20 protein-coding genes and 1 pseudogene are annotated in these 25471 nt (G+C 42.1%); 1 reads left to right on the top strand and 20 read right to left on the bottom strand.

The annotated features are described in order from the left end of the window. Positions 1-313: 313 nt before the first annotated feature. The 18 genes from ytxC to QFZ73_RS18735 form a co-directional block, all read right to left on the bottom strand. The gene (gene ytxC, locus QFZ73_RS18820) at positions 314-1174 is read right to left on the bottom strand and encodes a sporulation protein YtxC (RefSeq protein ID WP_307269318.1); all 861 of its coding nucleotides are present in this window, start codon (positions 1172-1174) and stop codon (positions 314-316) included. 121 nt (positions 1175-1295) lie between these two features. Next, the gene (gene dnaI, locus QFZ73_RS18815; RefSeq protein ID WP_251429211.1) at positions 1296-2234 is read right to left on the bottom strand and encodes a primosomal protein DnaI; all 939 of its coding nucleotides are present in this window, start codon (positions 2232-2234) and stop codon (positions 1296-1298) included. Then, the gene (locus QFZ73_RS18810) at positions 2221-3630 is read right to left on the bottom strand and encodes a replication initiation and membrane attachment family protein (protein WP_251429214.1); all 1410 of its coding nucleotides are present in this window, start codon (positions 3628-3630) and stop codon (positions 2221-2223) included. Before QFZ73_RS18810 ends, dnaI begins: the two co-directional genes overlap by 14 nt. Before the next feature lie 64 nt (positions 3631-3694). Next, entirely contained in the window at positions 3695-4156 is a 462-nt protein-coding gene (nrdR, locus tag QFZ73_RS18805) for a transcriptional regulator NrdR (protein WP_034309080.1), read from the bottom strand. Between the two features lie 270 nt (positions 4157-4426). Next, positions 4427-4807 (bottom strand): adenosylmethionine decarboxylase, encoded by a 381-nt coding sequence (speD, locus tag QFZ73_RS18800; protein WP_034311443.1) that lies wholly within the window; start codon positions 4805-4807, stop codon positions 4427-4429. A gap of 355 nt (positions 4808-5162) precedes the next feature. After that, a complete protein-coding gene (locus QFZ73_RS18795) occupies positions 5163-6200 on the bottom strand; it encodes a glyceraldehyde-3-phosphate dehydrogenase (RefSeq protein ID WP_251429218.1) in 1038 nt (345 codons plus the stop codon). Positions 6201-6358: 158 nt separating this feature from the next. Next, positions 6359-6958: a dephospho-CoA kinase gene (gene coaE / locus QFZ73_RS18790; protein ID WP_307269308.1), complete on the bottom strand. Its 600-nt coding sequence runs from the start codon at positions 6956-6958 to the stop codon at positions 6359-6361. 23 nt (positions 6959-6981) lie between these two features. Then, on the bottom strand, positions 6982-7614 hold the full coding sequence (ytaF, locus tag QFZ73_RS18785; RefSeq protein ID WP_251429224.1) for a sporulation membrane protein YtaF: 633 nt from the start codon (positions 7612-7614) through the stop codon (positions 6982-6984). 79 nt (positions 7615-7693) lie between these two features. Beyond that, positions 7694-8524: a DNA-formamidopyrimidine glycosylase gene (gene mutM / locus QFZ73_RS18780; protein WP_251429227.1), complete on the bottom strand. Its 831-nt coding sequence runs from the start codon at positions 8522-8524 to the stop codon at positions 7694-7696. A gap of 19 nt (positions 8525-8543) precedes the next feature. Further along, on the bottom strand, positions 8544-11168 hold the full coding sequence (gene polA / locus QFZ73_RS18775; RefSeq protein ID WP_307269301.1) for a DNA polymerase I: 2625 nt from the start codon (positions 11166-11168) through the stop codon (positions 8544-8546). 127 nt (positions 11169-11295) lie between these two features. After that, positions 11296-12228 carry a protease modulator HflC gene (gene hflC, locus QFZ73_RS18770; protein WP_034309097.1) on the bottom strand — a complete coding sequence of 311 codons (933 nt, stop codon included), beginning with the start codon at positions 12226-12228 and terminating at the stop codon, positions 11296-11298. Further along, positions 12225-13259: an FtsH protease activity modulator HflK gene (gene hflK / locus QFZ73_RS18765; protein WP_251429494.1), complete on the bottom strand. Its 1035-nt coding sequence runs from the start codon at positions 13257-13259 to the stop codon at positions 12225-12227. Before hflK ends, hflC begins: the two co-directional genes overlap by 4 nt. Before the next feature lie 251 nt (positions 13260-13510). Continuing rightward, positions 13511-15289: a two-component system histidine kinase PnpS gene (pnpS, locus tag QFZ73_RS18760; RefSeq protein ID WP_307269297.1), complete on the bottom strand. Its 1779-nt coding sequence runs from the start codon at positions 15287-15289 to the stop codon at positions 13511-13513. Then, a complete protein-coding gene (locus tag QFZ73_RS18755; RefSeq protein ID WP_251429232.1) occupies positions 15286-16005 on the bottom strand; it encodes a response regulator transcription factor in 720 nt (239 codons plus the stop codon). The genes pnpS and QFZ73_RS18755 overlap by 4 nt, the downstream gene beginning before the upstream one ends. Positions 16006-16256: 251 nt before the next feature. Then, a complete protein-coding gene (gene mdh / locus QFZ73_RS18750) occupies positions 16257-17192 on the bottom strand; it encodes a malate dehydrogenase (protein WP_251429235.1) in 936 nt (311 codons plus the stop codon). Positions 17193-17314: 122 nt separating this feature from the next. Then, entirely contained in the window at positions 17315-18631 is a 1317-nt protein-coding gene (gene icd, locus QFZ73_RS18745) for an NADP-dependent isocitrate dehydrogenase (RefSeq protein ID WP_285847018.1), read from the bottom strand. A 95-nt stretch (positions 18632-18726) separates the two neighbouring features. Beyond that, a complete protein-coding gene (gene citZ, locus QFZ73_RS18740) occupies positions 18727-19842 on the bottom strand; it encodes a citrate synthase (protein WP_251429237.1) in 1116 nt (371 codons plus the stop codon). Between the two features lie 541 nt (positions 19843-20383). After that, positions 20384-20845 (bottom strand): DUF441 domain-containing protein, encoded by a 462-nt coding sequence (locus tag QFZ73_RS18735; protein ID WP_034309113.1) that lies wholly within the window; start codon positions 20843-20845, stop codon positions 20384-20386. Positions 20846-21040: 195 nt separating this feature from the next. Between QFZ73_RS18735 and ytvI the strand changes: the two genes are divergently transcribed. Then, positions 21041-22165 carry a sporulation integral membrane protein YtvI gene (ytvI, locus tag QFZ73_RS18730; RefSeq protein WP_251429238.1) on the top strand — a complete coding sequence of 375 codons (1125 nt, stop codon included), beginning with the start codon at positions 21041-21043 and terminating at the stop codon, positions 22163-22165. 87 nt (positions 22166-22252) lie between these two features. On the opposite strand, the pseudogene aceA reads toward ytvI, so the two are convergent. After that, a pseudogene (gene aceA / locus QFZ73_RS18725) lies at positions 22253-23537 on the bottom strand (isocitrate lyase). A 38-nt stretch (positions 23538-23575) separates the two neighbouring features. Next, entirely contained in the window at positions 23576-25168 is a 1593-nt protein-coding gene (aceB, locus tag QFZ73_RS18720; protein ID WP_307269290.1) for a malate synthase A, read from the bottom strand. Positions 25169-25471 lie beyond the last annotated feature (303 nt).

Genomic DNA, 25471 nt, shown 5'->3' with positions numbered 1-25471 from the left:
GTATAAAACAGGGACGAGCTTAGTATTATATATCATTAACCCGCGGTTCCACCCTCGTTCCAGCTTGCTTTTCACGGCAAAATGGCACTTGTAACTTGGTAACGGCAGCTTCCCGTCAGCTCATATTCGCAGAATGCCTGCTTTCCGAGCCGAAGTTTAAAGGTGGTAAGTGTTCCATGCGAATAGGAAGCTTACAGCCTGTTGGCTTCCCTCTCTGATAATCGGCGACTAGAATACCCTTGTCCTCATCATAACTTTTAGTTTTTTAATAGTATGTAGGAAATTATAATTTGTTATACGGTGAAAATCAAGGTTAATTTTCTTTTTTCCATGAAAGATCATTCAAATGCATGGAAAATGACGAAAGTGGCAGGATAGTCGCCCGTTCTTCGAAAATCCTTGAAATGGTCTGGATCAGCCCCTCTTCCTTGTCATCGGTATAGATACACAAGTTTTCAGGAGCAATCGATAAAAGCGGGGCAAGTATCACCGTATCGAGAAAAAGTGAACTTTTGACAAGAAGCCTCCTGTCGATCATACCATTGATTTTTGGACGGTCGAGTTTGCTGAATTTATGATCATAGAAATGAAAACCATCCCGGTTGACCAGGTGAAGCTTTCTTAATTTCGATTCCTGCCCATGAAGGCAATCACGGAGCGTAGCAATGAAATTTTGATAGTCCTGTTCCAGCTTGTATTCATCAATCGCCTTGACGACATACTTTTCCAAAGTGTGCTGAAATGATTTCAAACGGAAGGTCGTAAAAGAATCGAATGAAAAAGATACCTTTCCAGCCAAGATGCTTTGAAGTCCTTCCTCAATCAATCGTTTTTCCGTACTGAATGCTTCATCTTGGTTCCTGGCTCTTTCCACCTCGATGATCGATGATGCAATTTCAATGATGGCTTCAATTTCTTCCCGTTCCCTATAAAAAAATTTACCGACTATTATTTGCTCCAGAACAGGAAGCGTCTTTTCTTCCAATAAAAAAGAATGAAATGCATCACGAAGCAGAATTAGCCATTTATCACCTGAAGACTTCGTCATATCCACATGCATGCCTTGTTGCGGAAGAAATCGAATGTATGCTTGAAATTCTGCCCCCAGTGGATGGACAGAAACGAAATTCAGTAATTTCAATGCCTCTGAATCGTTTTGAAACGAAATTTGCACTACGACATCCCCCCTTCCCCCTTACTTCTTTTTTCATGTATATGGGGATGGGGACGTGTTTAGAAGTAGGATGGGCCTTGTAAGAAGAAAAAAGTGACCTCCATTAAGAGACCACTTTTCTTCATCTTCTCCGATTCACGCCATCAAGCTTGACCGGCTCCGCTAAATATTGAATTCTTTCCAGAACTCTGGCCGCCTTCACTTCTTCCTTCTCACCACGCTGTGAAAAGGTTAGGTGGTTCTCCAGGCCATTCAAGTCAAAATTCGAAGTGAAAAACGTCGGTAGGTTTTCCAGCATCCTAAATTGCAAAATCGGACCAAAAACCTCATCGCGTCCCCAGCTCGTCATGGACTCCGCTCCAATATCATCCAGCATGAGGACAGGTGCTGTTTTCACCATCTCAATTTTTTCATTGACCGTATTATCACCTATCGATCCCTTAAGTTCCCTCAAGTAGTCAGGGACATAGACAATAAGGGAGGAAATTTGCCTTTCTGCAAGTTCATTGGCAATCGCACCTAATAAGTACGTTTTCCCAACTCCGAATTTCCCATATATATATAAGCCTTTTTGCCTTTTACCTGGCTCATATTCCATAATGAACGACATAGCCTTACTTAAAACACCCAAGCGTTTGTTTTCATTATCCGTTTGGGTAAAGTCCTCTATGGTCGCTTTTAATATATCCTTCGGTACATATAGGCTGCGGATCAATTTTTCCCGTTTCCGCTTTTCATCCTCTGCCAATTTCCGCGGGCAGATTTCATAATGCAGGTTCAGGGCCTTCCCTTGAACCACCAATTTGGGATAATACCCTTGCATCATATTGATGCAGCCATCCAAGTTCGGACATTTATCACACTTATTGCTTTGTGAAGTGAACTCATAAAGCTTCCCCAAATTTTTATCAATCATTTCCTTCGTGACCGTCGAACTGTTGGCATTCAAAAATAACCGCACTTGTTCATCTTCAAAAATCTCCTGTTTCAGCTTTTCATAACGCTGTTGAAATTGGTTTGTATTGGCCAATTTATTAAGGGATCTATTAATCTTTTCCATCGTTCATTTCACCTCCTGCTTTCCACTGCTTCCATATCTCCTGAAGCTCGCGTTTCTGGGCGTTCAATTCAGGCTGATCTGCATTCTGCTCCTGCTGTGCTTCTTCTTTTTTCTCAAGCCACTCCGGAACGACTTCTTCCCGTATCGCCTTTTTCCGGCTGCCCTTAGCATTCCTGCTTCCTTGAGCCCAGTCCTGATATTTCCTATGTTCATTTTTAGCTAGTTCCATCGCCTCGACGACCGTAGAGACCTTTAGCCGCGCCCAATGGCCCGCCAGCTTTTCCACATAACCCTTCGTAAACTTCATATCCGTTTTGAGCATGACATATTCAATCAAGACATTGACGACACCCGGATTCAGCTTTTGATTGATCATCACGCCCTCAACCACTTTCAAATCACCGCTTGATGGCTCTGCACCGCCAGACAATTGCATCAGCCGCTCCCTTGGAGAAATCGTCTCCAAATGACGGATTAACTCTTGTTCCTGTGTTTTCGGTTCTTCTTTTTGTGTCCGTTCACGAATCGGCTGCACTCGATTGACAAGGGAAGGCATATCAGCCTGCCGTTCGATCTGATACCAGTCCCTTGCCGCCTTTCTAAGCACTTCCTCATCGATCTCATCATCCAAAGAAACGGCATCCATTACTAGTTTTTGCATTTCCAGCGGATCAATGCCATATAAAAAAGCAAGTTTGGCAATCGTACTTTTTATTTTCGGGGTAAAGGCCTTTTTCGGTACGATCGAGGATTTCATCCCGGCAAATAAAAGGTCAAAATCGAATAAGTCGTCAAATCCCGATGGCTCGACGCCTTCCGTCCGATCGATGAATTGCTGTTCAGGCATCGGTTTCCATTCGTTTTTCGCTTCATCCGTTACATATAAAGAGTCCAAATGATCTGATGAGAATACTTCCGCAAAAGATTTAGTCACACCTTCATATTGATCGGTTAAGATATGGTCATCACAAAAGAATCTTTTTAACCGATTGAATTGCGCTTTACCGATTTTTTTGTATAAGTATATATTCAGCATTCCATCCGTGAAAAACTGCTGGGGGGAAAGCGGAGGATTTAACTCATAGATAAATTCCTTCGTTTCATTTTTCGATTTCTTATATACATTCAACAGGCCGATTCCTTCAAGCAAAAGGCGTGCTTCGTAAATATCACTTAACTTAAGGCCGATCGTATTCATTAATTGATAATGCGAGGAGGTTTCCGACCATAGCCTGTTTTCCTCCAACTCACTCCATAACGTCATATATAGGCTTATGCAGATAGGTCCAATAAGAGGTTGATATAGTCGGGTAAGTATTTTCCGATCATAGTCATGAAGCAGCCCCGCAGATGAGACCAAATATGAATCCGCTGGGAGCAATTCTTGCCAATGCATTGACATCTCCATTCAAACCTTTCAAAAGATGTAGTGAAAAAAGAGCCAAAGTAAATCTTCAGCTCTACTTTCTTTCTTTATTTATTAAATCTTTCAATTCATCAATAAAGACATTGATATCTTTAAATTGCCGATAGACGGATGCGAACCTTACATAGGCAACCTCATCGACTTCTGCCAGCTTGTCCATTACCATTTCGCCGACACTGTCGCTTTTCACTTCCGATATGCCCTGGTTGCGTAGTTCTTTTTCTACATAACTGGTGATTTGCTCTAGTTCTTTCAAGGGAACCGGACGTTTTTCGCAAGCCCTGATTAAGCCACGCAGGATTTTATCACGACTGAACTCTTCCCGTGTCCCGCCCTTTTTCACTACAATAAGCGGTGTTTCCTCCACCTTTTCAAATGTCGTGAATCGAAAACCACATGCCTCACATTCACGGCGTCGTCGAATCGATTTACTTTCATCGACTGGCCTGGAATCGAGCACTCTTGTTCCGTTATATTGACATGATGGGCATTTCATCATTATCAGCTCCGTATTTTATGTAGGACTCCCCTATCTAAATGTTCCCCAAGGAATTACTTCTCTATCTTAATCTTATATTAAAAGGAACGGCCAGTACAAGTAAAAAGTGTAACTTCCAGCAGCAAGCACTTTTTGTTCTGCGCTTGAAGCACCGTTGTCAAGGGCTTTGTGCTACAAGGAAATCCTCTCCTATAAAGTGAAGCAGACTGCCGATTCATTGCATTAAAAAAGAGATGCACCCATGGCATCTCTGTGTATACGTGTTTTTTATAGGGCACTTATATTGGCTTTTTTCATTTGTACAGGACCTAATCCACGTGGTAATTCTATGTTTTCACGTGTTTGCGCATTCAAAGCTTCTGCAATATAATCTGCCGCAATATTCGGATCCAAGTTACCGCATGTATAGACATCAATGCTCGCATAGCCGTGTTCTGGAAAACTGTGAATCGTTAAGTGTGATTCAGAAATGATGACGACCCCGCTGACCCCTTGTGGAGCAAATTTGTGAAAGGCAACTTCTCGTACCTCTGCACCTGATTTCAAAGCAGCATCAACAAAAATCTTTTCAATTAAATCGATATTGTTCAGTTTTTCAAAGTCACAACCCCAAAGTTCAGAAATGACATGTCTACCCATTGTTTCCATAGTGTAAGCTGTTTCCATATTAAGCTTCCCCCTTACCATGATTTAAAAATAAGTTCTGATAACTACCACGGGGGAAAGTTAGTCCAAAGAGGTCCTAACCCTTTAAGTAGCCATCATGCAAACCGCTTTTGAAGAAGTTCACGATTCATAGTATATATGGTTTGAATTTTTTTTGCAACTCCAAATTGAACTTTTGGAAAGATAAACTTTATATGTAATAGGGATATAGCGAAGGTTCCAATGTGGAACAAATTCTTTTTCGTTTTTATTCAGCGCCATAAGACAGCCAGAAATTGATTAATCACTAAATTAAAAATAGCCCGCTAAAAAAATTTTAGCAGGCTCTATTTTTTCATTATTTTACTGATAATTCGACCTCGGAAGTTTTTTTCAACTCGGATCCAACCAGTTTCACAAGGTCCACTACCCGGTTGGAGTAACCCCACTCATTATCATACCATGCAAGGACTTTCACTTTCCTGTCCCCAATCATCATCGTCGTCAAACCATCGATGATTGCAGAGTGAGGATTCGTTTTGAAATCACTGGAAACTAAAGGTTCCATCGTGAATTCCATAATTCCTTTGAGTTCATTTTCTGAAGCATCGATGAAGGCTTGGTTCACTTCATCAATCGTGACATCACGGTTTAAATCCACAACAAGATCGACTAGAGATACGTTAGGTGTCGGTACGCGTATTGCCATTCCATGAAGCTTGCCTTTTAATTGCGGCAACACTAGTGAGATGGCTTTTGCAGCTCCTGTAGTCGTAGGAATGATGCTTTCCGCAGCGGCACGGGCACGTCTTAAGTCTTTGTGCGGGTTATCGATATTATTTTGATCATTTGTATAAGAATGTATCGTTGTCATTAAACCGTTGTTTATGCCGAATTTTTCATCAAGCACTTTTGCAACCGGTCCAAGACAGTTGGTTGTACAAGATGCATTGGATATGACGAAATGCTTGTCAATTTCCAGCACTTCCTGATTTACTCCCATTACAATGGTAACGTCTTCATTTTTACCCGGCGCTGATAAAATAACTCTTTTTGCTCCTGCATCTAAATGAAGAGCCGCTTTAGAACGATCATTGAATTTACCCGTGGCTTCAATTACAATATCTATGTTCATCTCTTTCCAAGGCAATAGCTTTGGATCGCGGTTATTTATTAGTTTTACTCGGCGGCCATTCACTACTAGTGAATCATCTTCCGCTATAATGATACCGTCGAATTTACCATGTATCGTATCATATTTTAGTAAGTGTGCTAAAGTTTCAGCTGGATAGCTTGCATTAATGGCAACAATGTCCAAACTCTCGTCTAATATGGCCTTTCGGAAAACCATTCTTCCAATTCTCCCAAATCCGTTAATCGCTATTCTTGAATTCATTGTTCGGACCCTCCAGAAAATATTAATGTTATACTTATTACCTTTAGTATGTAATTAGTATAACATAATTCAATGGAATTGTGCTAATAAAAATGCGGATTGTTCTTATTTTTTAACACAAAAAGAAGAAACCGGGCGGTTTCTTCTTTTTATCATAATTATATGACATGCCATTCGCTAAGTATGGATTTCACTTGCGTCTTCGTTTCATTAATGTCCCCATTATTATCGATGACGGCATCCGCTAAAGCCTTTTTATCGGCCAAGGGCATTTGCGAATTGATCCTGGCAAGTGCCTCCGTCTCCGAAAGACCATTCCTGTTCATTAATCGTTGCAATTGAACTTGCTCATCCACATATACCAAAAGCGTCTTTTCCACCATGAATGTCAGCTTGCTTTCGAATAGGAGCGGAATATCCATGAACACCGTTTCTTCCCCTGATGACAGTGCCGCTTCCGTTTTGAGGCGCATCCAATTCCTGACGGCAGGATGCACGATGCCATTCAAAAGCAATCTCTTTTCCTCATCATGAAATATGATCGATCCGAGCTTTACGCGATCTATATTCCCATCCATCAATAAGATATCTTCACCAAATGCCTTCACAACTTGATGATAGGCTTCCTCACCTGGCTCAACGACAGCACGGGAAGCCAGATCTGCATCGACAATCGTGAACCCGAGTTCCTGTAGATAGAGGCTGACACTGCTTTTCCCACTGGCGATGCCTCCGGTGATTCCGATGATTTGTCCCATAAGCTCCCCCTTTTAACCATGTTTCATAATTTGAATAAACCGATGATAATCAATAGTACACCTGGAAGAAAGGTCAAATGCTGGACAATTTTATTATTTGAAAGCAATTTCCCGCTTTGAAGCCCGCTCCAAATGAAAATCGAGCTCATAACAGCGATGCACCCTGCGAGGATAATCGGTGAGATCCCGATCATAGCCGCACCAACTCCGGCCCCGAACGCATCCAGCGAAAGTGCAAACCCCAGAACAAGCGCTTCAACACCCGTTATCGTACCTGATTTATCAAAATCGGCATTCAATGGTTTTTGTAAAATATTAATGACTACCCCAAGAGATTTAATTTCAAAATTAAAGATGATCTTTTCATGGTATCTATCATCTTTCAGATCCTTTTCAGGCTTAAAATACTGGTACACCATCCAGGCACCAAGAAAAATGAGGATGATGCCACCCGTTTTTTCAGCCGCCCCGATAGATATGAGCTGACTGATGAATTGTCCGATGACCATCGCTATGCCTAAACTCAATGCAGAACAAACTGAGATGACCGCTATTGACCTTAAGGGGATTTTCATCTTCCGCATACCGAATGTCAAACCTACGCCAAATCCGTCAATACTAACTGCAAAAGCGAGAAAAATAATTTGTAGCCACATCGGAATATTACTCCTTCCCTTCTCGTTGCTACCCTAGTATATGGAAGGAGCCCATCCGATGTGTTTGAAAAAAAAATACCTATTTTAACGGCTGGCATAACGGGCAAATATGTGTGCCGCGTCCTGCAACAACCAGTTTTTCAAGGGGCGTGCCGCATGTTTTGCAGTTCTCGCCTTTTCGTCCATAAACATTCAGTTCCAACTGAAACATGCCGATTTGCCCTTGGGAATTAATGTATGAACGAATCGTACTACCGCCTTTCTCCACAGCTTCACCTAACGTTGCGATGATTTCTGCATGCAACGTTTTGATTTCCTGCAATGAGAGTGAAGATGCGATTCGCTCAGGATGGATACCAGAACGGAATAACGACTCGTCCACATATATATTCCCAATCCCGACGACGACCGTTTGATCAAGGAGAACGGGCTTGATTTTCCTGTTGGTTTTAGCCAGCTTCGCACTAAGCCCCTCGACAGTAAAATCTTCAGATAAAGGTTCAGGCCCTAAGTGCAGCAGGGGCAACCGCTCAAGTTCTTCCCCTTTTGCAAATAAATGCATCGTTCCGAATTTCCGGACATCCCTATACCGAAGTTCACTGCCATCCGTGAAAGTGAAGATCACATGGGTATGCTTATCATACGGTTCCTCTTTTGGATGGACGCCGTATTTCCCCTCCATCCTTAAATGCGAAACCATCGAATAATCATCCAAGGTGAAAATGAGGAACTTGCCCCGACGGCCTATTCCCTGGATCGTCTGCCCTCTTAAAGCATCCTGAAACTGTTCGACAGGCTCAGGCGCTTTAATGATCTTCGGCCAGAAGACGGACACTTCTTTGATCTCTTTTCCAAGTACGAGCTGCTCTAATGTTCTTCTGACTGTTTCCACTTCTGGAAGTTCTGGCATTGCAATCACCTATCTTTTATTATTTGGCATCAAACCATGTTGGCCCGAAAGCATAATCCACTTTAAGGGGCACGTTCAATTCAATGGCATTTTCCATTTCCTCCGGAACGATCACTTTAAGGATTTCGAGTTCCTCAGGAGGAGTTTCAAAAATCAATTCATCATGCACCTGAAGAAGCATTCTCGTTTTAAGCCCTTCCCTTTTCAGGCGCTTATTCATGTTTATCATGGCAAGCTTGATGATATCCGCTGCGCTGCCTTGAATCGGCGTATTCATCGCTGTCCGTTCGGCAAAGCTCCTGATGTTGAAATTCCTGCTTGTTATCTCAGGTATATAGCGCCTTCTTTGCATTAAAGTCGTGCTATATCCTTTTTGACGGGCCTCATGTATGCTTTCTTCCATATATTCCTGTACACCAGGAAAGCTTCTTAAATACTTCTCGATGAACTCTCCAGCTTCTTTTCTCGTGATGCCAAGACTTTGCGATAGCCCGTAGTCACTTATACCATAAACGATTCCGAAGTTGACCGCTTTGGCATGGCGCCTCATGTTCGAAGTGACCTGCTCTGCCGATACATGGAATACATCCATAGCTGTCCTGGTATGGATGTCCATCCCGGCCTGGAATGCTTCCACCAATCCGCTGTCATTGGCAATATGCGCCAGGACGCGTAACTCGATCTGGGAGTAGTCGGCAGCAAAAATGATCCAATCCTTTTCGGAAGGAATGAATGCCTGCCTGATTTTCCTGCCTTCTTCCAGTCTGATCGGGATATTTTGAAGATTGGGATCTGTAGAACTTAACCGGCCGGTCTGGGTCAATGCTTGGTTGAACCGGGTGTGCACCTTATCCGTTTTGCCATTGACCACTTTGAGCAACCCTTCAATATAAGTGGATTGCAGCTTGCCAAGCTGGCGATACAGTAGTATTTCCTTAACGATATCGTGCTTGCTCTCCAGTTTTTCCAGCACATCGGCTGAGGTCGAATAACCTGTTTTGGTTTTCTTCATGACCGGAAGCTCCAACTTTTCAAACAGGATGGCCCCAAGCTGTTTAGGTGAATTGATATTGAAAGCCTCTCCAGCCAGATCAAAGATTCGAGCTTCGATGTTTCTTAAGCGAATGGCCAATTCCTGTCCCATGTTTTTCAGTCGGCCTATATCCACCTTGATTCCCTGCCACTCCATATTGGCCAGGATGATCGACAGTGGCAGCTCCAGTTCCGTAAATAGGTGAAATTGCTCGAACTCTTGCAGCTTATCAATCATCGGTTCTTTCAGAGAAAGGATCGCCTTCGATTTCCTGGCAATATGCTCCCTCAATTCCGCTTCCTCAGGTATCTTGCGTTTTGCACCTTTTCCATAAAAAACATCATCCGCTTCAAGCCGGATAGTACCTTGAGTTTTCGTGATTTCTGCAACTTCGTCCACTGACTCTGCCGGATCCAGGATATAGGATGCCAAAAACACATCAAAATCGATGCCTTTTATTTCGACTCCTCGATGACGCAGTGCCACAACCGTACGCTTCGCATCGAAAACCGTTTTCTTTTTTGTTTCATCCTCTGCCCAGGATTTAAATGCCCCGGAATCCAGAGCATCATCTCCATGGAAGTAAAAATGACCTTGTTCATTACTGATGGCGATCCCTATTATATCTGCACGATGATAATTATCTTCTAAAATTTCAACATACAAAGCACTTTCATCTGAAAACATTCCTTCTGTCATTTCAGCGGTGTGCACCTCTATTATCTCCTGTTCAAGCGGTGCACTTTCCGTTACATCCAATTTATCGAGCAAAGTCGAAAAGCCAAGCTCTTTATAGAACGAGATGACTCGATCCTGATCCATGCCAGTGTACTCTGTCTCGTTCACGGAAACTTCAAGCGGCGCTTCCCTCGTTATTGTAGCCAGCTCCTTGCTTAATAGGGCCAGGTCTTTATGTTCTTCTATTTTCTCTTTCAATTTTTGTCCGCTTACCTCATCAATCGACTGCAGAAGGTTTTCAACCGTTTCAAATTGATGCAATAATTTAAGGGCGGTCTTTTCACCAACACCCGGTATACCGGGTATATTGTCGGAGGCATCCCCCATCAGACCTTTTAAATCAATGATCTGCAAGGGGGATAGACCGTATTTTTCATGTATATGCTTTGGAGTGTATTCCTCAATTTCAGTAATCCCCTTTTTCGTGATGGAAACCGTCGTACTAGGGGAGGATAATTGTGTTAAATCCTTATCACCGGAAATGACCTTCACTTCAAAACCATCTTTTTCCGCTTGTAAAGACAGCGTACCGATAATATCATCGGCTTCATAGTTCTCCAGTTCATACCTTTTTATTTGAAAACAATCAAGCAGTTCGCGAATGAAAGGGAATTGCTCCGATAATTCTGGCGGCGTTTTTTGGCGCCCACCCTTATATTCTTTAAACGATGCATGTCTGAATGTCGTTTTACCCGCATCGAATGCCACAAGTATGTGCGTTGGCTTTTCTTCTTCAAGAATGCGGTTGAGCATCATGGTGAATCCGTACACGGAATTCGTATGGACCCCCTTATCATTATTTAAGAGCGGAAGCGCAAAAAACGCACGGTATGCAATGCTGTTTCCATCTATGAGTACTAACTTTTTATCCAAATCCGTCTTCCTCCAGTCATACAGGTTTATGTATTTATAGCTTCTATATTAAAACGCAAAAAGCCGTTCATTTTCTTTCTCTATTCTACCATGAGTAGAAGCGGAAAGAAAAATGACGGCATCAAGGTTATTTAGTATTTCCCATTAACAAGCTGGCATAAGGGGAATCCGAAGGCAGAACGATGACCGTTTGATCCCCAATCGTTTTTTTGTAGGATTCAAGAGTCCGGTATAGTTTATAGAATTCGGGGTCTTTGGAAAACGACTTATTATAGATTTTCGCTGCTTCCCCTTCCCCTTCAGCCCTGATCACTTCTGCATCAGCCTCTGCAGTGGAGAGCAATTCTTTCACTTTCCGATCAGTATCCGCAATGATACGGTTTTTCTTCGCATCACCTTTGGATAGGTATTCTTGCGCTTTCGATTCCCGCTCGGAAATCATCCTCTTGAAGACGGATGCTTCGTTTTCGGAGGGCAGGTCAGTCCGCTTTATCCTGACATCCGTCAAGCTGATTCCATAACTGTCCTTTTGCAGCAGATCGTTTACTTTTTCGGTTATGCGGTCGTTTAAACTTCCTCTGGATGACTTCTCATCATTGATGATCTCATCATAATTCAGCTGGCCCAGCTCTGAACGAACTGCCGAATAGATGAACTCTTCCATTTTCGTTTCGGCATTCTCAAGTGTCCTTGCATTTGTGATCAATTTCTTCGGATCTTCTATTCTCCAAACTGCATAGTTATCGATCAGCATCCGCTTTTTATCTTTCGTATTGATTTCCGCTTCGGAAACATCAGAAGTCATCTGATACTTCGGCAAGGTCATGATACTCTGAATGAATGGCACCTTCGCCTTCAATCCCGGGGTCTTATCGATCCTTACCACCTCACCGAATTGGCGGACGACTTTGTATTCACCCTCTTTGACGATATATACATTGGTGAAGATGATTAGCAGCAACGCGATGAAAATAATCAGGAAAATACCGATTCTCACATAGCCCCTCCAATGAAAATCCCCTTTTTTCAACTCAGAGAAATCTATTATTTTTCCGCTCATTGTTTAGTGCCCCCTTCCCCTGTCGCTTTTTCTTCCGATGCATTCCCTTTTTTCGTTTCTTCTTCAGGTATAGTGGCTTCATCAGGGGCAGGGGTTTTTTTCGTTTCCTCCTTTTCAAGGGAGCGAAGCGGCAAGTACTTCATTGTGTTTCCATCATCATTCATAATATAAATCTCTGCATTCGGCAATACTTCCTCAAGGGTCTCAATAATAAGGCGGTCCTTCGTAATCCCCTTATTGCCCTTATACTCACTGAGTAATTTTTCAAAGACCGCTACATCCCCGCGGGCAGCTTCCGTACGGGCAGCTTTATCCCCATTAGCCTGTGAAATGAGGGCATCTTTTTCCCCTTCCGCTTCATTCATACGCTTATTTTCATATTTATCCGCTTCGTTGATTTTCGTATTCGCCGTTTCCCGGGCATCCGTTACATTGGTAAATGCTTTCCGCACTTCTTCATTCGGTAACTCCACGTCCTGGAGTTTAACCGCAGATATGGAAATCCCGACATCATATTTCTCCATTAGCTGTGACAATAAATCTCGTACATCCGCTTCGATTTGCGCTTTACCGGATGTAAGGGCATCATCGATTTTCGTGCTGCCGATAATGCTCCGTAATGCAGCTGAAGTCGTATCGTATAATATTTTTTCTGGATCATCCGCATTGTATAGATATTTTGGAGGGTCGGTGATTTTCCACTGAACCACTAGGTCGGCCAGCACAATATTTTCATCACCCGTAATCATCTTGGTCTCACTCGGGTAATCCGTCACCTCTCCATCCTCTTCCTTATATCCAAATTTAAGACTGAATGTTTCTTTGGATAATTTCTCGACCGATTGAATGGGCCAAGGCAGTTTAAAGTGAAGTCCTGGTTCCGTTATCGTCTGCTCCACTTTACCAAACGTCATTATGACAGCTTGATCGGATTCATCAACCGTGTACCAGGTCGATATCGCAACTACACCTAAAATTAAAATAAGAAAGACAAGTCCTGTGATCGTATATATCCTTTTTAAGCTAACGATATGTATCACCCCTTCTTTGCAGTTATATCTTATTTACGCAAGAAAGGGCCTAAAGTTTCATAAAAATCAAATATTTTCCTAGGAAAATAGGATAGAGGAATGGTTCCAGGGAAATATAGCCAAAATTAAAAGACAGAGACTATGTCTCTGTCAATGTTTAACTCCTTGGATGAGGGGTTATACAACCATTGTACCCCTGCATTATGAAGTCCGTTTTAAGGAATTGTAAAGGACATGTAAATAAGAACCCGCTACATTTTTCCTTTTAAGCTTTTATTTAAAGTGACTGTAAAAGTCGTCCCGGTTCCAGGTGTGCTTTCCACATTGATTTTACCTTTATGGACTTCTATTATATGCTTGACGATCGCCAGTCCAATGCCCGTTCCTCCTGAATCGCGGCTCCTCGCCTTATCGATCCGGTAAAACCGTTCAAAGATCCTCGGCAGTTCTTTTTCTTCGATGCCGATCCCGCTGTCTTGAACTGCAATATCGATCGTCTGTTCATTTTCAATGATATCAACGGTGACCCTTCCGCCATTTGGTGTATAGGTCAATGCGTTCGTAATCAAATTGATGAAAACCTGTTTGATCCGGTCAGATTCCCCTTCAATGAATACCGGTTCCGGTGATGTCCTAATTTCAAGGGATACTTCTTTTTCCTTCAGCTTGCCTATAAGCATCTCTTGTATTTCGCCAAGCACTTTCGTAATATCCACGACCCCTGCGTTTAAAACGAATTCCTGTTGCTCCATTTTGGATAAATTCAGAAGCTCCTGAATGAGTTCTTGCAGCCGATCACTTTCTTTCAGGATAATCGATAAAAAGTGCTTTAAGGTCTTTTCGTCTTTTAAGGCGCCATCTAACAGTGTTTCAGAAAAGCCTTTAATAGAAGTGATCGGGGTTCTCAATTCATGGGAAACATTAGCCACGAAATCCTTCCGCATCTGCTCGAGCCTTTTCAATTCAGTGATATCATGGAAAATGAGGAGGATCCCCTTCCATTCATCATGATTCCCGATAATGGGAGCCCCGTAAATCTCAAAATGCTTACGTTCTATGGCAAGCGGTATCTTCACCTGTCGTTTTATCGTTTTTTCCGTTCGAAAGATCTCTTCGATGATGGCTATCACTTGCTGATCTTTAATGACTGAATAATATTCCTGAAACAAAAACGTAGCGGCGTTCACATGGAAGCTTTTCTTGAATTCCCGGTTGATTAAGGTGGTATACCCTTTACTGTCTATCAGCAAGACACCACTACCGATATTTTCAACAAGTGTTTCCAAACGATCCTGATTCATTTCCCTCGCAATCTCTGTTTCCTGAAGATTCCTCGCCAATATGTTCAAGGAAGTTGTCAGCATTCCCGTTTCATCGGAATGCCGCCCGAATGTCCGGGTTCCATAATTCCCTTTTGCCAGTTCAATGGCTGCCATCGTCGCCTCTTCGATCGGACGGGTATAATATGAAGTGATTTTGCTCGCAAGCATGAGAATGATGATCAAGGCAACCCCTAAACAAATGATCAATATTTGCCACATTTGTTTATTCACTTGATGGATGGCCTCTATTTCATTGCTATGAACGACAAAGCCTTCAATCTCGCCATCCTTTTCAACCGTCTTCCAATAATAATGGACATCCGATTCCCCTTCGACCACTTCATACCCTTCTCCATGCTTAAGCCCTTTTTCCAAAGTTATTTTACGAAGGACATCGGCATGGCTTTTAAGTATTTCATTGGATGATGTCGAATCGTATAATATTTCCCCATTCGTGGAGAGAATGGTTAAATTCGAATCTAAAAGGGGTGTAAGTTTTGCCGTCTTCCCTTTTTCCAAAAAGGACTCGATCCCGCCATGCTCCTGAATATATGTAGAAATGAAAAATGTTTCGTTCTGAATACGCTCATTGAACGTTTTAATATAATAACTTTTGAACAAGTGCCCTAATAAAAAGCCCACTGCCATCAGGACGACCATCACCAATGTGATGAGGGTATATAAGAGCTTTTTACGATAGGTCGTCATTCTTTTTTAGGCTCCTCAAGCTTATACCCCAAGCCCCTTATCGTTTTAATATAGAGAGGTTTTTTTGTATCTTTCTCTATTTTTTCACGAAGATGGCTAATATGGACATCGACGATTCGTGAGTCCCCCGCGAAATCATAATTCCATACCGCACTGAGCAGTTGATCCCTGGTCAGCACTCTTCCTTTATTCTTCGCCAAGTATAAAAGTAATTCAAATTCCTTTGGAGTCAATTCTAATTGCTGTTCATCAAAGAATGCTTCGTATCGTTCCGGGAACACTTTCAATTCCCCTAATTTCAAGAGACCATCTTCCTGATCCTGACTTGACTCACTGCCGTTCGATTGAAACTGGGATCTTCTTAAAATGGCTTTAATCCGGGCCACTACCTCCCTGGGACTAAATGGCTTGGTCAAGTAATCATCCGCCCCTAGTTCAAGTCCCAGCACCTTGTCAAATTCATCGTCCTTAGCTGTCAGCATCAAGATCGGTATATTGATTTTTTGCTGGCGAAGCTGCTTACATACTTCAAGCCCGTCCATTTTAGGCAGCATCAAATCCAATACCACTAAATCGGGGCGTATATCCACGGCAGCCTCCAGCCCTTGTTCTCCATCCGAAGCTGTGATTACCGAATAGCCTGATTGTTCTAAATTGTACTGAAGTAAGGTAACTATTGATTGTTCATCATCCACTACGAGAATTTTCTTTGACATTAGATCCTCCTGAATTATGTATTACCCAAAAGACCAATTTCTTGGTCTACTCATCCAATTCCATTATAAAGAATATTATATGAAATTTACACATAAAAAAACGGAAAGAAAGTTATTCCTATCTTCAGCAGGGAGATTATAAGTCCCCGGATGGTTCCAGCGGTCTTTTGAAGCGGATTAAAAAACTGCCCGGAGTTGGAAATAGGCCTTGGCCTTTTCTTCCAATATCCGGGCAGTCTGATCATGATCTCTTATTGAAGGACTTGCATTACTGCTTTAACTGATTCAACTGATTTTGACAGTGCCGCTTTTTCATCTTCAGTCAATTCAAGTTCGATGATTTGTTCAATGCCGTTTGCACCGAGTACAGTAGGCACTCCAAGGTAGATACCTTCAAATCCGTATTCGCCTTCCAGATAAGCGATGGACGGAAGAACGCGACGCTGGTCTTTAAGGATCGCTTCAGCCATTTCCACTAGAGATGCAGCTGGTGCATAATATGCGCTTCCGTTTCCAAGAAGGTTTACGATTTCTCCGCCGCCAGTGCGGGTACGAGCCACTATTGCTTCTAAACGATCTTGAGGGATCAATGTTTCCAAAGGAATTCCGCCTGCATAAGAGTATCGCACTAGAGGAACCATATCGTCTCCGTGTCCGCCAAGTACGAAACCAGTTACATCTTTAACGGATAAGTTTAATTCTTGAGCTACGAAAGTGCGGAAACGAGCTGTATCAAGAACACCCGATTGTCCGATAACGCGTTCTTTAGGGAAACCTGATTCTTTGTATACAGTGTAAGTCATTGCATCTACAGGGTTAGTCAAAACGATGATGGTTGTATTAGGGGAATATTTAACTACTTCTTTAGTTACTGATTTCATAACTTTTTGGTTAGTTTGAACTAAGTCGTCACGGCTCATGCCGGGCTTACGGGCAATTCCGGCAGTGATGATCACTACGTCGGAACCAGCTGTTTCTGCATAGTCGGATGTACCGATGATGTTAGCATCGAAACCTAGAACAGGTCCTGCTTCCGCCATATCAAGAGCTTTACCTTTTGTAGGGTTTTCAGCTTGCGGAATATCAACTAAAACGATATCACCAAGTTCTTTTTGAGCTGCTAGGAATGCTGCTGTGGCACCAGTGAATCCAGCACCTACCACTGTGATTTTTTTACGTTCAGACATGTTATTTCCTCCTTAAAATATATACATACTTTTGGAATACTTTTAACATCTTCATGAAAATATATATAAGCCTCCTGGAAAAGCAGCCCGTTCAGGCACTTTTCCAGAAAGCATATAATGAATTATTTAAGGTTTTTGATAAGCTCGTCAGCGAACTCAGAACATTTAACTTCTGTTGCACCTTCCATTAGGCGGGCAAAGTCGTATGTAACAACTTTAGAAGCGATTGTTTGTTCCACTGATTTAGTGATGCTGTTTGCAGCTTCGTTCCAGCCAAGGTGCTCAAGTAAAAGAACGCCTGAAAGAAGGACTGAAGATGGGTTAACTTTATCAAGACCAGCATATTTAGGAGCCGTTCCGTGAGTTGCTTCGAAGATGGCATGTCCAGTTTCGTAGTTGATGTTTGCTCCTGGAGCGATACCGATTCCGCCAACTTGTGCAGCCAATGCATCAGAAATGTAATCTCCGTTCAAGTTCATTGTTGCAACAACATCAAACTCTTTAGGACGAGTCAGGATTTGTTGTAAGAAGATATCAGCAATGGAATCTTTAACGATGATTTTGCCTTCAGCTTCAGCAGCAGATTGTGCTTTGTTAGCAGCTTCAGTGCCTTCAGCATCTTTAATTTTGTCATATTGGTTCCATGTGAACACTTTATCGGCGAATTCTTGTTCTGCAACTTCATAACCCCAAGTTTTGAATGCACCTTCAGTGAATTTCATGATGTTACCTTTATGAACAAGAGTTAATGACTTACGGCCTTCTTTGATCGCATAGTTAAGTGCAGCGCGAACAAGACGTTTTGTTCCTTCTTCGGAAATCGGTTTAATTCCGATACCTGAAGTTTCAGGGAAACGAATTTTTTGAACACCGAATTCATTTTGTAGGAATTCGATTAATTTCTTAGCTTCGTCAGAACCTTTTGCATATTCGATACCTGCATAGATGTCTTCAGTGTTTTCACGGAAGATGACCATGTCAGTGTCTTCTGGGCGTTTTACTGGTGAAGGTACACCTTCAAAGTAACGTACAGGACGAAGACATACGAATAAGTCCAATACTTGACGCAATGCAACGTTCAATGAACGGATACCGCCACCGATTGGAGTTGTAAGAGGTCCTTTAATAGCAATTAGATATTCGTTAATGACATCAAGAGTTTCTTGTGGAAGCCATTCGCCAGTTTGGTCAAATGCTTTTTGTCCAGCTAAAACTTCTTTCCATTCGATTTTCTTTTCGCCATTGTAAGCTTTTTCAACTGCTGCGTCTAAAACGCGGGATGCTGCAGCCCAGATATCAGGACCGATTCCGTCTCCCTCAATATAAGGAACGATTGGGTTGTTTGGTACGTTAAGAGCACCGTTAGTAACTGTGATTTTTTGGCTTTGTGTCATGTCTCTTACCTCCGATTCAAATTCAAAGGTTAGATGGTCTGCCATTAAATGGGGCAGAACCACTAACCTTTTTTACTCACATCTATTAATTTACTACAAATTCGATGAAATAAAAAATGATTTTTCGAAAAAACTTTTAATTAGCGGTTTTCAATCGGTACGTATTTTTGCATACCTGGTCCAACATACTCTGCACGCGGACGGATAAGGCGGTTGTTTGAATATTGCTCAAGGATATGAGCGATCCAGCCTGAAACACGGCTTACAGCAAAGATTGGTGTAAATAGGTCATGCTCGATACCTAAACTGTGGTATACGGAAGCAGAATAGAAATCCACATTTGGCGGAAGATTTTTTTGACCGGTCACGATTTCATGAATTTTGATGGACATATCATAATATTGCGGTTGTCCAGTAAGTTCAGTCAGTTTTTGTGACATTTCTTTAAGGTGTTTAGCACGAGGATCACCTTTACGGTATACACGGTGGCCAAAGCCCATGATTTTTTCTTTATTGGCTAATTTTTCGTTGATATACGGCTCAACGTTTTCCACTGAACCAATATCCGTAAGCATTTTCATGACTTGTTCGTTAGCTCCGCCGTGAAGTGGGCCTTTTAATGCGCCGATGGCAGAAGTTACGCCAGAATAGATATCAGATAATGTAGCCACACAAACGCGTGCAGTGAATGTAGAAGCGTTTAATTCATGGTCAGCATGAAGAACCAATGCTTTGTTGAATGCTTCTTCTTCGATTGCCGTTGGTTCGTTACCGCTTAACATATATAAGAAGTTAGCAGCGAAGCTTAAATCTGTACGTGGAGCAACAGCTTCTTTCCCTTGACGGATGCGAGCGAAAGTTGTTACCAATGTAGGGATTTTTGCTTGGATGCGGATTGCTTTACGATAGTTAGCGTCTTCACTCATCACATCTGCTTCTTCATCATAAAGACCAAGAAGAGATACTGCAGTGCGAAGAGCTCCCATTGGATGTACTTTATCAATTGGGTATGTTTTGAAGTGATTAACCACTTCAGCTGGAATTTCAGCATTTTCAGCAAGTTGTTTAGTTAATTCTTCCAGTTGGCTTTTGTTCGGAAGAGCTCCGTGCCATAAAAGATAGATTACTTCCTCGAATGTTGCGTTTGAAGCCAAATCATCGATGTCATAACCTACATACGTTAATGTGTCATCGATAATGGAGCTTACTGATGAAGTTGTTGCTACCACACCTTCAAGACCTTTTGTTGCTGTCATACTAAATCTCTCCTTTTCCTAAATATTCCCCTATGCCCTTGCTATTAGCGTATAAATATAGCGCTTCCAAGAAATTAGCTATTGTGAACAACCATCTATTTTTTAGCAGAAGACATACATCTTGTATTGGAAGCGTTCACAGAATATGACCCCAACAATAGTAAAATGTACGATAATCTTTAATAAGAAATTCTAAAAATAATGCTTGTAGCTATTCCTAGTGAGCGCTTGCTCAATAACTACATCTTTTTTTTTAAGATTCCTCAAAAATATCAATGATATTCTGAATCCCAATTTTAATAAATCAGAGCAGTTACATGATTATTATAAACAATAAACACTTTTTTGGGAATGAAAAGCACTTAAAATGTGAAAAAATTATTATTTTATTAGAAAAATTAGCTACATATTCTCTTGCTTTTTTTCATGAGATCCAAAACGTTTTTTTTGAAAATTTGCCTCGAAGCAGAATAAATGAAACATTAAATAGAAAATTTATATTCCCGGTACTGACGGACTTTTCTACCCTTTGCCACTCGCTTCATTTAAAAAAATTGAAGATCTGCATGCATAAATAAGCAATTCCCGCCCCGATTAACGGACCGACAGCCACACCTTTGAATAATGCGACCGCCAGAATCGTCCCAAAAACAAGAGCCGTGGTAATGTGCGGATCATGTGATAGGAGCGTAATCCCATTTTTTGCTATGAGCGCAACCGCTATTCCAGATGCAAGCGCAATCCAGGCATAAGGAGATTTTATCGCGTCTCCGAGTTCCTTGAAACCTATCGCCCCGTTTGCTATGGGTATGAGTACGGAAATCGTAATGATCGTAACGCCCAAGTTGATTCCTTTCGCTTCCAGGTATGGAAACACTTTAGCGTCGAGGCCAATCAGTTTCATGCTTAAAAGAAAACCCGCAGCCATGATCAGTGAGGTATTTTTCCCAAACCAACCGATTGCAGCAAGCAGAATTAAAAATACGACAGGACCGTTGATCATTATCCCTTCACCTTCTTCCTTCTGTTTTTGTTATTTTAACATAACAAACTCCCCTCTTTCCTGGGAGGAAAATGATTTATTGAACGATGCATCGGCGGAAAAAAAAATTAAGCCGAAAGATGAAAGAATCTTTCCTTTCTTTTCCATCATCGTTACAATTATAATACAAACTTTATGATTGAAGGAGGATATGACTTGAATCCGGTATATATGTATCGTTTCATTCGCTCTTTACTGGTCGTCGGAGGGATAATTTCAGGTGGAATTGCCTTGTTTTATTTATCTAAATATACATATCCATTCATCATTGCCATGATAATCGCTTTCTTGATGAATCCCCTGGTCACTTTTTTCGAAAGGAAAGGAAGGCTGCCAAGGGGGTTGGCTGTATTCGTTTCCCTTTTACTCATTTTCCTTTCATTTGCGGGTCTTATCACCTTACTGGTTACCGAGATCATTTCAGGGACCAATTACCTTGCCGGAGTCATCCCGAAACACATTGAAACCATCGTGGATTATATAGAAACATACATCGCTTCCACCGTCATCCCTTTATATAATCAAATAGCTGCCATGTTCAATAATTTGGATATCGAACAGCAAGACACAGTCCTCAAGAATATCCAAAATATCGGTGAATCCATCACTACCGCAGTAAGCGGCTTCATACAAGCTTTCTTGAAGAACATCCCCACAATCATCGGATGGTTTCCAACTACAGCAACAGCACTCCTTTTTACCCTGCTGGGCACTTTCTTCATCAGCAAAGATTGGGATACCTTTGGCCGCATGACCGGAAAAGTGTTGCCTGATAAGATTTTTGCGGGTGCCAAGCGTTTATTCAGGGACTTGAAACGGGCTTTGTTCGGGTTTATCCGTGCACAATTCACTCTTGTTTCATTGACGACTGTCACGATTTTAATCGGATTTCTCATTTTGGGAGTGAATTATTCAATTACCATTGCCCTGATATGCGGACTGGTCGATATCATTCCCTATTTAGGGACAGGTACGATTTTCATTCCTTGGATCATCTTTGAATTCATCGCCGGGAATACAAGTCTTGCAATCGGTTTGTCCGTCCTTTACATAATCGTCGTTGTCCAGCGTCAGTTAATAGAGCCAAAAGTACTTTCTTCCAGTATTGGTTTGGATCCGCTTGCCACTCTCATCGCCTTGTTCATCGGCTTCAAATTAATCGGTTTCCTAGGGCTGATTGCAGGACCTGTCGTACTTGTCATATTCAATACACTTCAGCGTGCAAATGTCTTCAAGGCCATATGGACTTTCATCATCGGGGATACAAAGAAAACCACTTAAGTTAATCCAGGCAACTATTAGGATTCACCCATTTCCATTTAAAAATCCGCCTCGGGTACAAGGCGGATCTTTGGTTTTAAGCTTAAATTATTTTGACGTCTCGAATTGTTCTGTTTCAGTAGAACCTGCAAGTGCTGTTGTGGATGATGTTCCACCAGAAACGACTTGTGCCACTTCATCAAAGTAACCAGTTCCCACTTCACGCTGATGACGTGTTGCTGTATAGCCATCGGGCTCACTAGCGAACTCCGCTTGTTGGAGTTCTGAGTATGCAGCCATGCCGCGGTCTTTATAACCAAGAGCAAGGTTGAACATGCTATGATTCAATGAGTGGAAGCCTGCAAGTGTAACGAATTGGAATTTATAACCCAATTTACCCAACTCCACTTGATAATTGGCAATCTCCTCATCACTTAATTTCGCTTTCCAGTTAAATGATGGGGAACAATTGTAAGCAAGAAGTTTGCCTGGGAACTCTGCATGGATCGCTTCGGCAAAGCGGCGAGCATCCGCAAGATTAGGTTCAGAAGTCTCGCACCAGATAAGGTCGGCATACGGTGCATAAGCAAGGCCTCTTGCAATTGCTTGGTCAAGACCTGCATTCGTGCGGTAGAATCCTTCTGGGGTCCTTTCACCAGTGATGAATGGTGCATCGACCGGATCAATATCATCGGTGATCAAATCTGCAGCATCCGCATCCGTACGGGCAATCAAGATAGTCGGTGTACCCATTACGTCGGCTGCCAATCTGGCGGAAACTAAATTACGTACTGCCGTTTGGGTTTGGAAGAAGGACTTTACCGCCTAAGTGACCACATTTTTTCTCGGAAGAAAGCTGGTCTTCAAAATGAACGCCTGCCGCTCCAGCTTCGATCATGCCTTTCATTAATTCGAAAACGTTAAGGGAACCGCCAAAGCCTGCTTCAGCATCCGCCACGATTGGAGCGAACCAATCGATATCACCTTTTCCTTCAGCAAAGCTGATTTGGTCTGCACGTTGAAGTGTCTGATTAATGCGTTTAACCACTTGCGGCACTGAATTGGCTGGATATAAACTTTGGTCAGGGTACATTTGCCCTGCGATGTTAGCATCTGCCGCCACTTGCCAGCCGCTTAAGTAGATTGCTTTTAAACCAGCTTTCACCTGCTGCATGGCTTGGTTACCAGTCAATGCTCCTAATGCGTTGATGAAATCCTCTGTATTCAATAGATTCCATAGTTTTTCAGATCCACGGCGTGCCAATGTTTGTTCAATATCGATGGAACCCCTTAGTTTAATAACTTCTTCGGCCGTATAAGGACGTTTAATACCAGTCCACCGTGAGTCATTTTCCCAGCTTTGTTGTAATTTTTGCGCTCTCTCATTCATCATCATCATTTCCTCCTAATTCATAACTTATATTTTGAATATTAAGATAATTTTTCGTATGCCGCGTTGGTTAAGAAATCTGCAAAGTCATCCGCTTCAATCAATTGTTCAAATAGTTTAGTAGACTCTTCAAACTTTCCTGATTTGAAAGTTTCTTCCCCTACTTCCGATTTAATGACCGCCAATTCTTCTTCTTTGATTTGATGGAATAATTCCACGGTTATTTTCCTGCCATCTTCGAGAATGCCTTTTGGATGACGGATCCATTGCCAGACTTGAGCCCTTGAAATTTCAGCGGTTGCAGCATCTTCCATTAAGTTATTGATGGGTGCCGCACCTCTGCCGCTTAACCAAGAGGCGATATATTGGATGCCTACGTTAATATTCGTCCTTAATCCTGCCTCTGTGATCGTTCCTTCAGGCACAGTCAGCAACTCTTGAGCTGTTACATGGACATCTTCCCGTTTTCGGAAAATTTGATTCGGTTTTGGGACGAGCAGGTCAAAAACCTCTTTTGCCGTGCTTACCATACCCGGGTGGGCAACCCATGTTCCATCATGACCGTCTCTTGCTTCGCGTTCTTTATCTGCCCGGACTTTCGCAAAAGCCTCATCGTTCTTAACCGGGTCATTTTTAACAGGAATTTGTGCGGCCATCCCGCCAATTGCAGGAGCATTACGAGTGTGACATGTTTTGATTGCCAGTAAGGAATACGCCCTCATGTTCGGGACGGTCATCGTGACCTGCTGCCGGTCTGGGAAGATAACATCATCCGAGTGACGGAATTTTTTCAGGAAACTAAAGATATAATCCCAGCGGCCACAGTTCAGGCCTGCCGAATGTTCTTTCAGCTCGTACAGAATTTCGTCCATTTCGAATGCAGCAAGTATCGTTTCTATCAAGACCGTTGCCTTGATGGTTCCTTGCGGGATTCTCAAATCGTTCTGTGCATATACGAATATTTCATTCCATAATCTTGCTTCGAGATGGCTTTCCATTTTTGGTAAGTAAAAGTATGGACCGCTTTGTTTTTCGACCAATGCTTTTGCATTGTGGTAAAAGTACAGTCCAAAGTCAAAAATGCTGGCTGATATAGGCTGTCCATCCAAAAGGACATGTTTTTCCTCCAAATGCCAGCCGCGTGGCCTTACCTTTAGGACAGCTGTTCTTTCATTCAATTCATACACTTTGCCATTTGGATTTTTAAATGAAATGGTTCCGCGGATTGCATCGCGCAGATTCAATTGACCATCAATGCAATTCTCCCAAGTGGGTGAATTGGCATCTTCAAAGTCCGCCATGAATACATTTGCACCTGAGTTCATGGCATTTATGATCATTTTACGATCGACAGGTCCTGTGATTTCAACCCTGCGGTCCTGCAAATCATTCGGGAGGGGCGCTATCGTCCAATCACTTTCACGAATATGCTTCGTTTCTTCAAGGAAATCAGGAAGCTTACCTTGATTCAGTTCTTCCTGAACGCTTTTCCTCAGTTCTAGAAGTTCTGCCCTTCTTCCACTGAAATGCCGTTCAATCCTTTCTATGAATTGAAGAGCTTCCGCTGTAAGTATTTGTTCATATCCTGGCTTAATGTAGCCTGTAATTTGTAAGCCTTTTGCTTCCGTAATCATGTTGCCTCTCCACATCCTTTCCAACTTTTATATGTTATAATACAGTTGTTTTATTTCCTGTTTGTATTATATAACACGTTGTATAAATTTGTCACCAGTTTTTTCTAAAAAATCTAAAAAAAGATTTTTAAGCATGAAAAAGCCTGATTTACCAATGATTCTTAGGAGTTAACAATTTAAAAATCCTGTTATTATACACTTTTTCATTCTCGTGGAATTCATCATTTAATGGTGAAACAGGTAAAATCAGATTTACATTGAAACTCCCATTTCAATGAAAAGCAAAAAAGCACCCTATAAAAA

Origin of the sequence: Peribacillus sp. V2I11 (assembly GCF_030817135.1) — a bacterium.
GTDB lineage: Bacteria > Bacillota > Bacilli > Bacillales > DSM-1321 > Peribacillus > Peribacillus simplex.
This window is presented reverse-complemented; position numbering and strand designations above follow the sequence as displayed.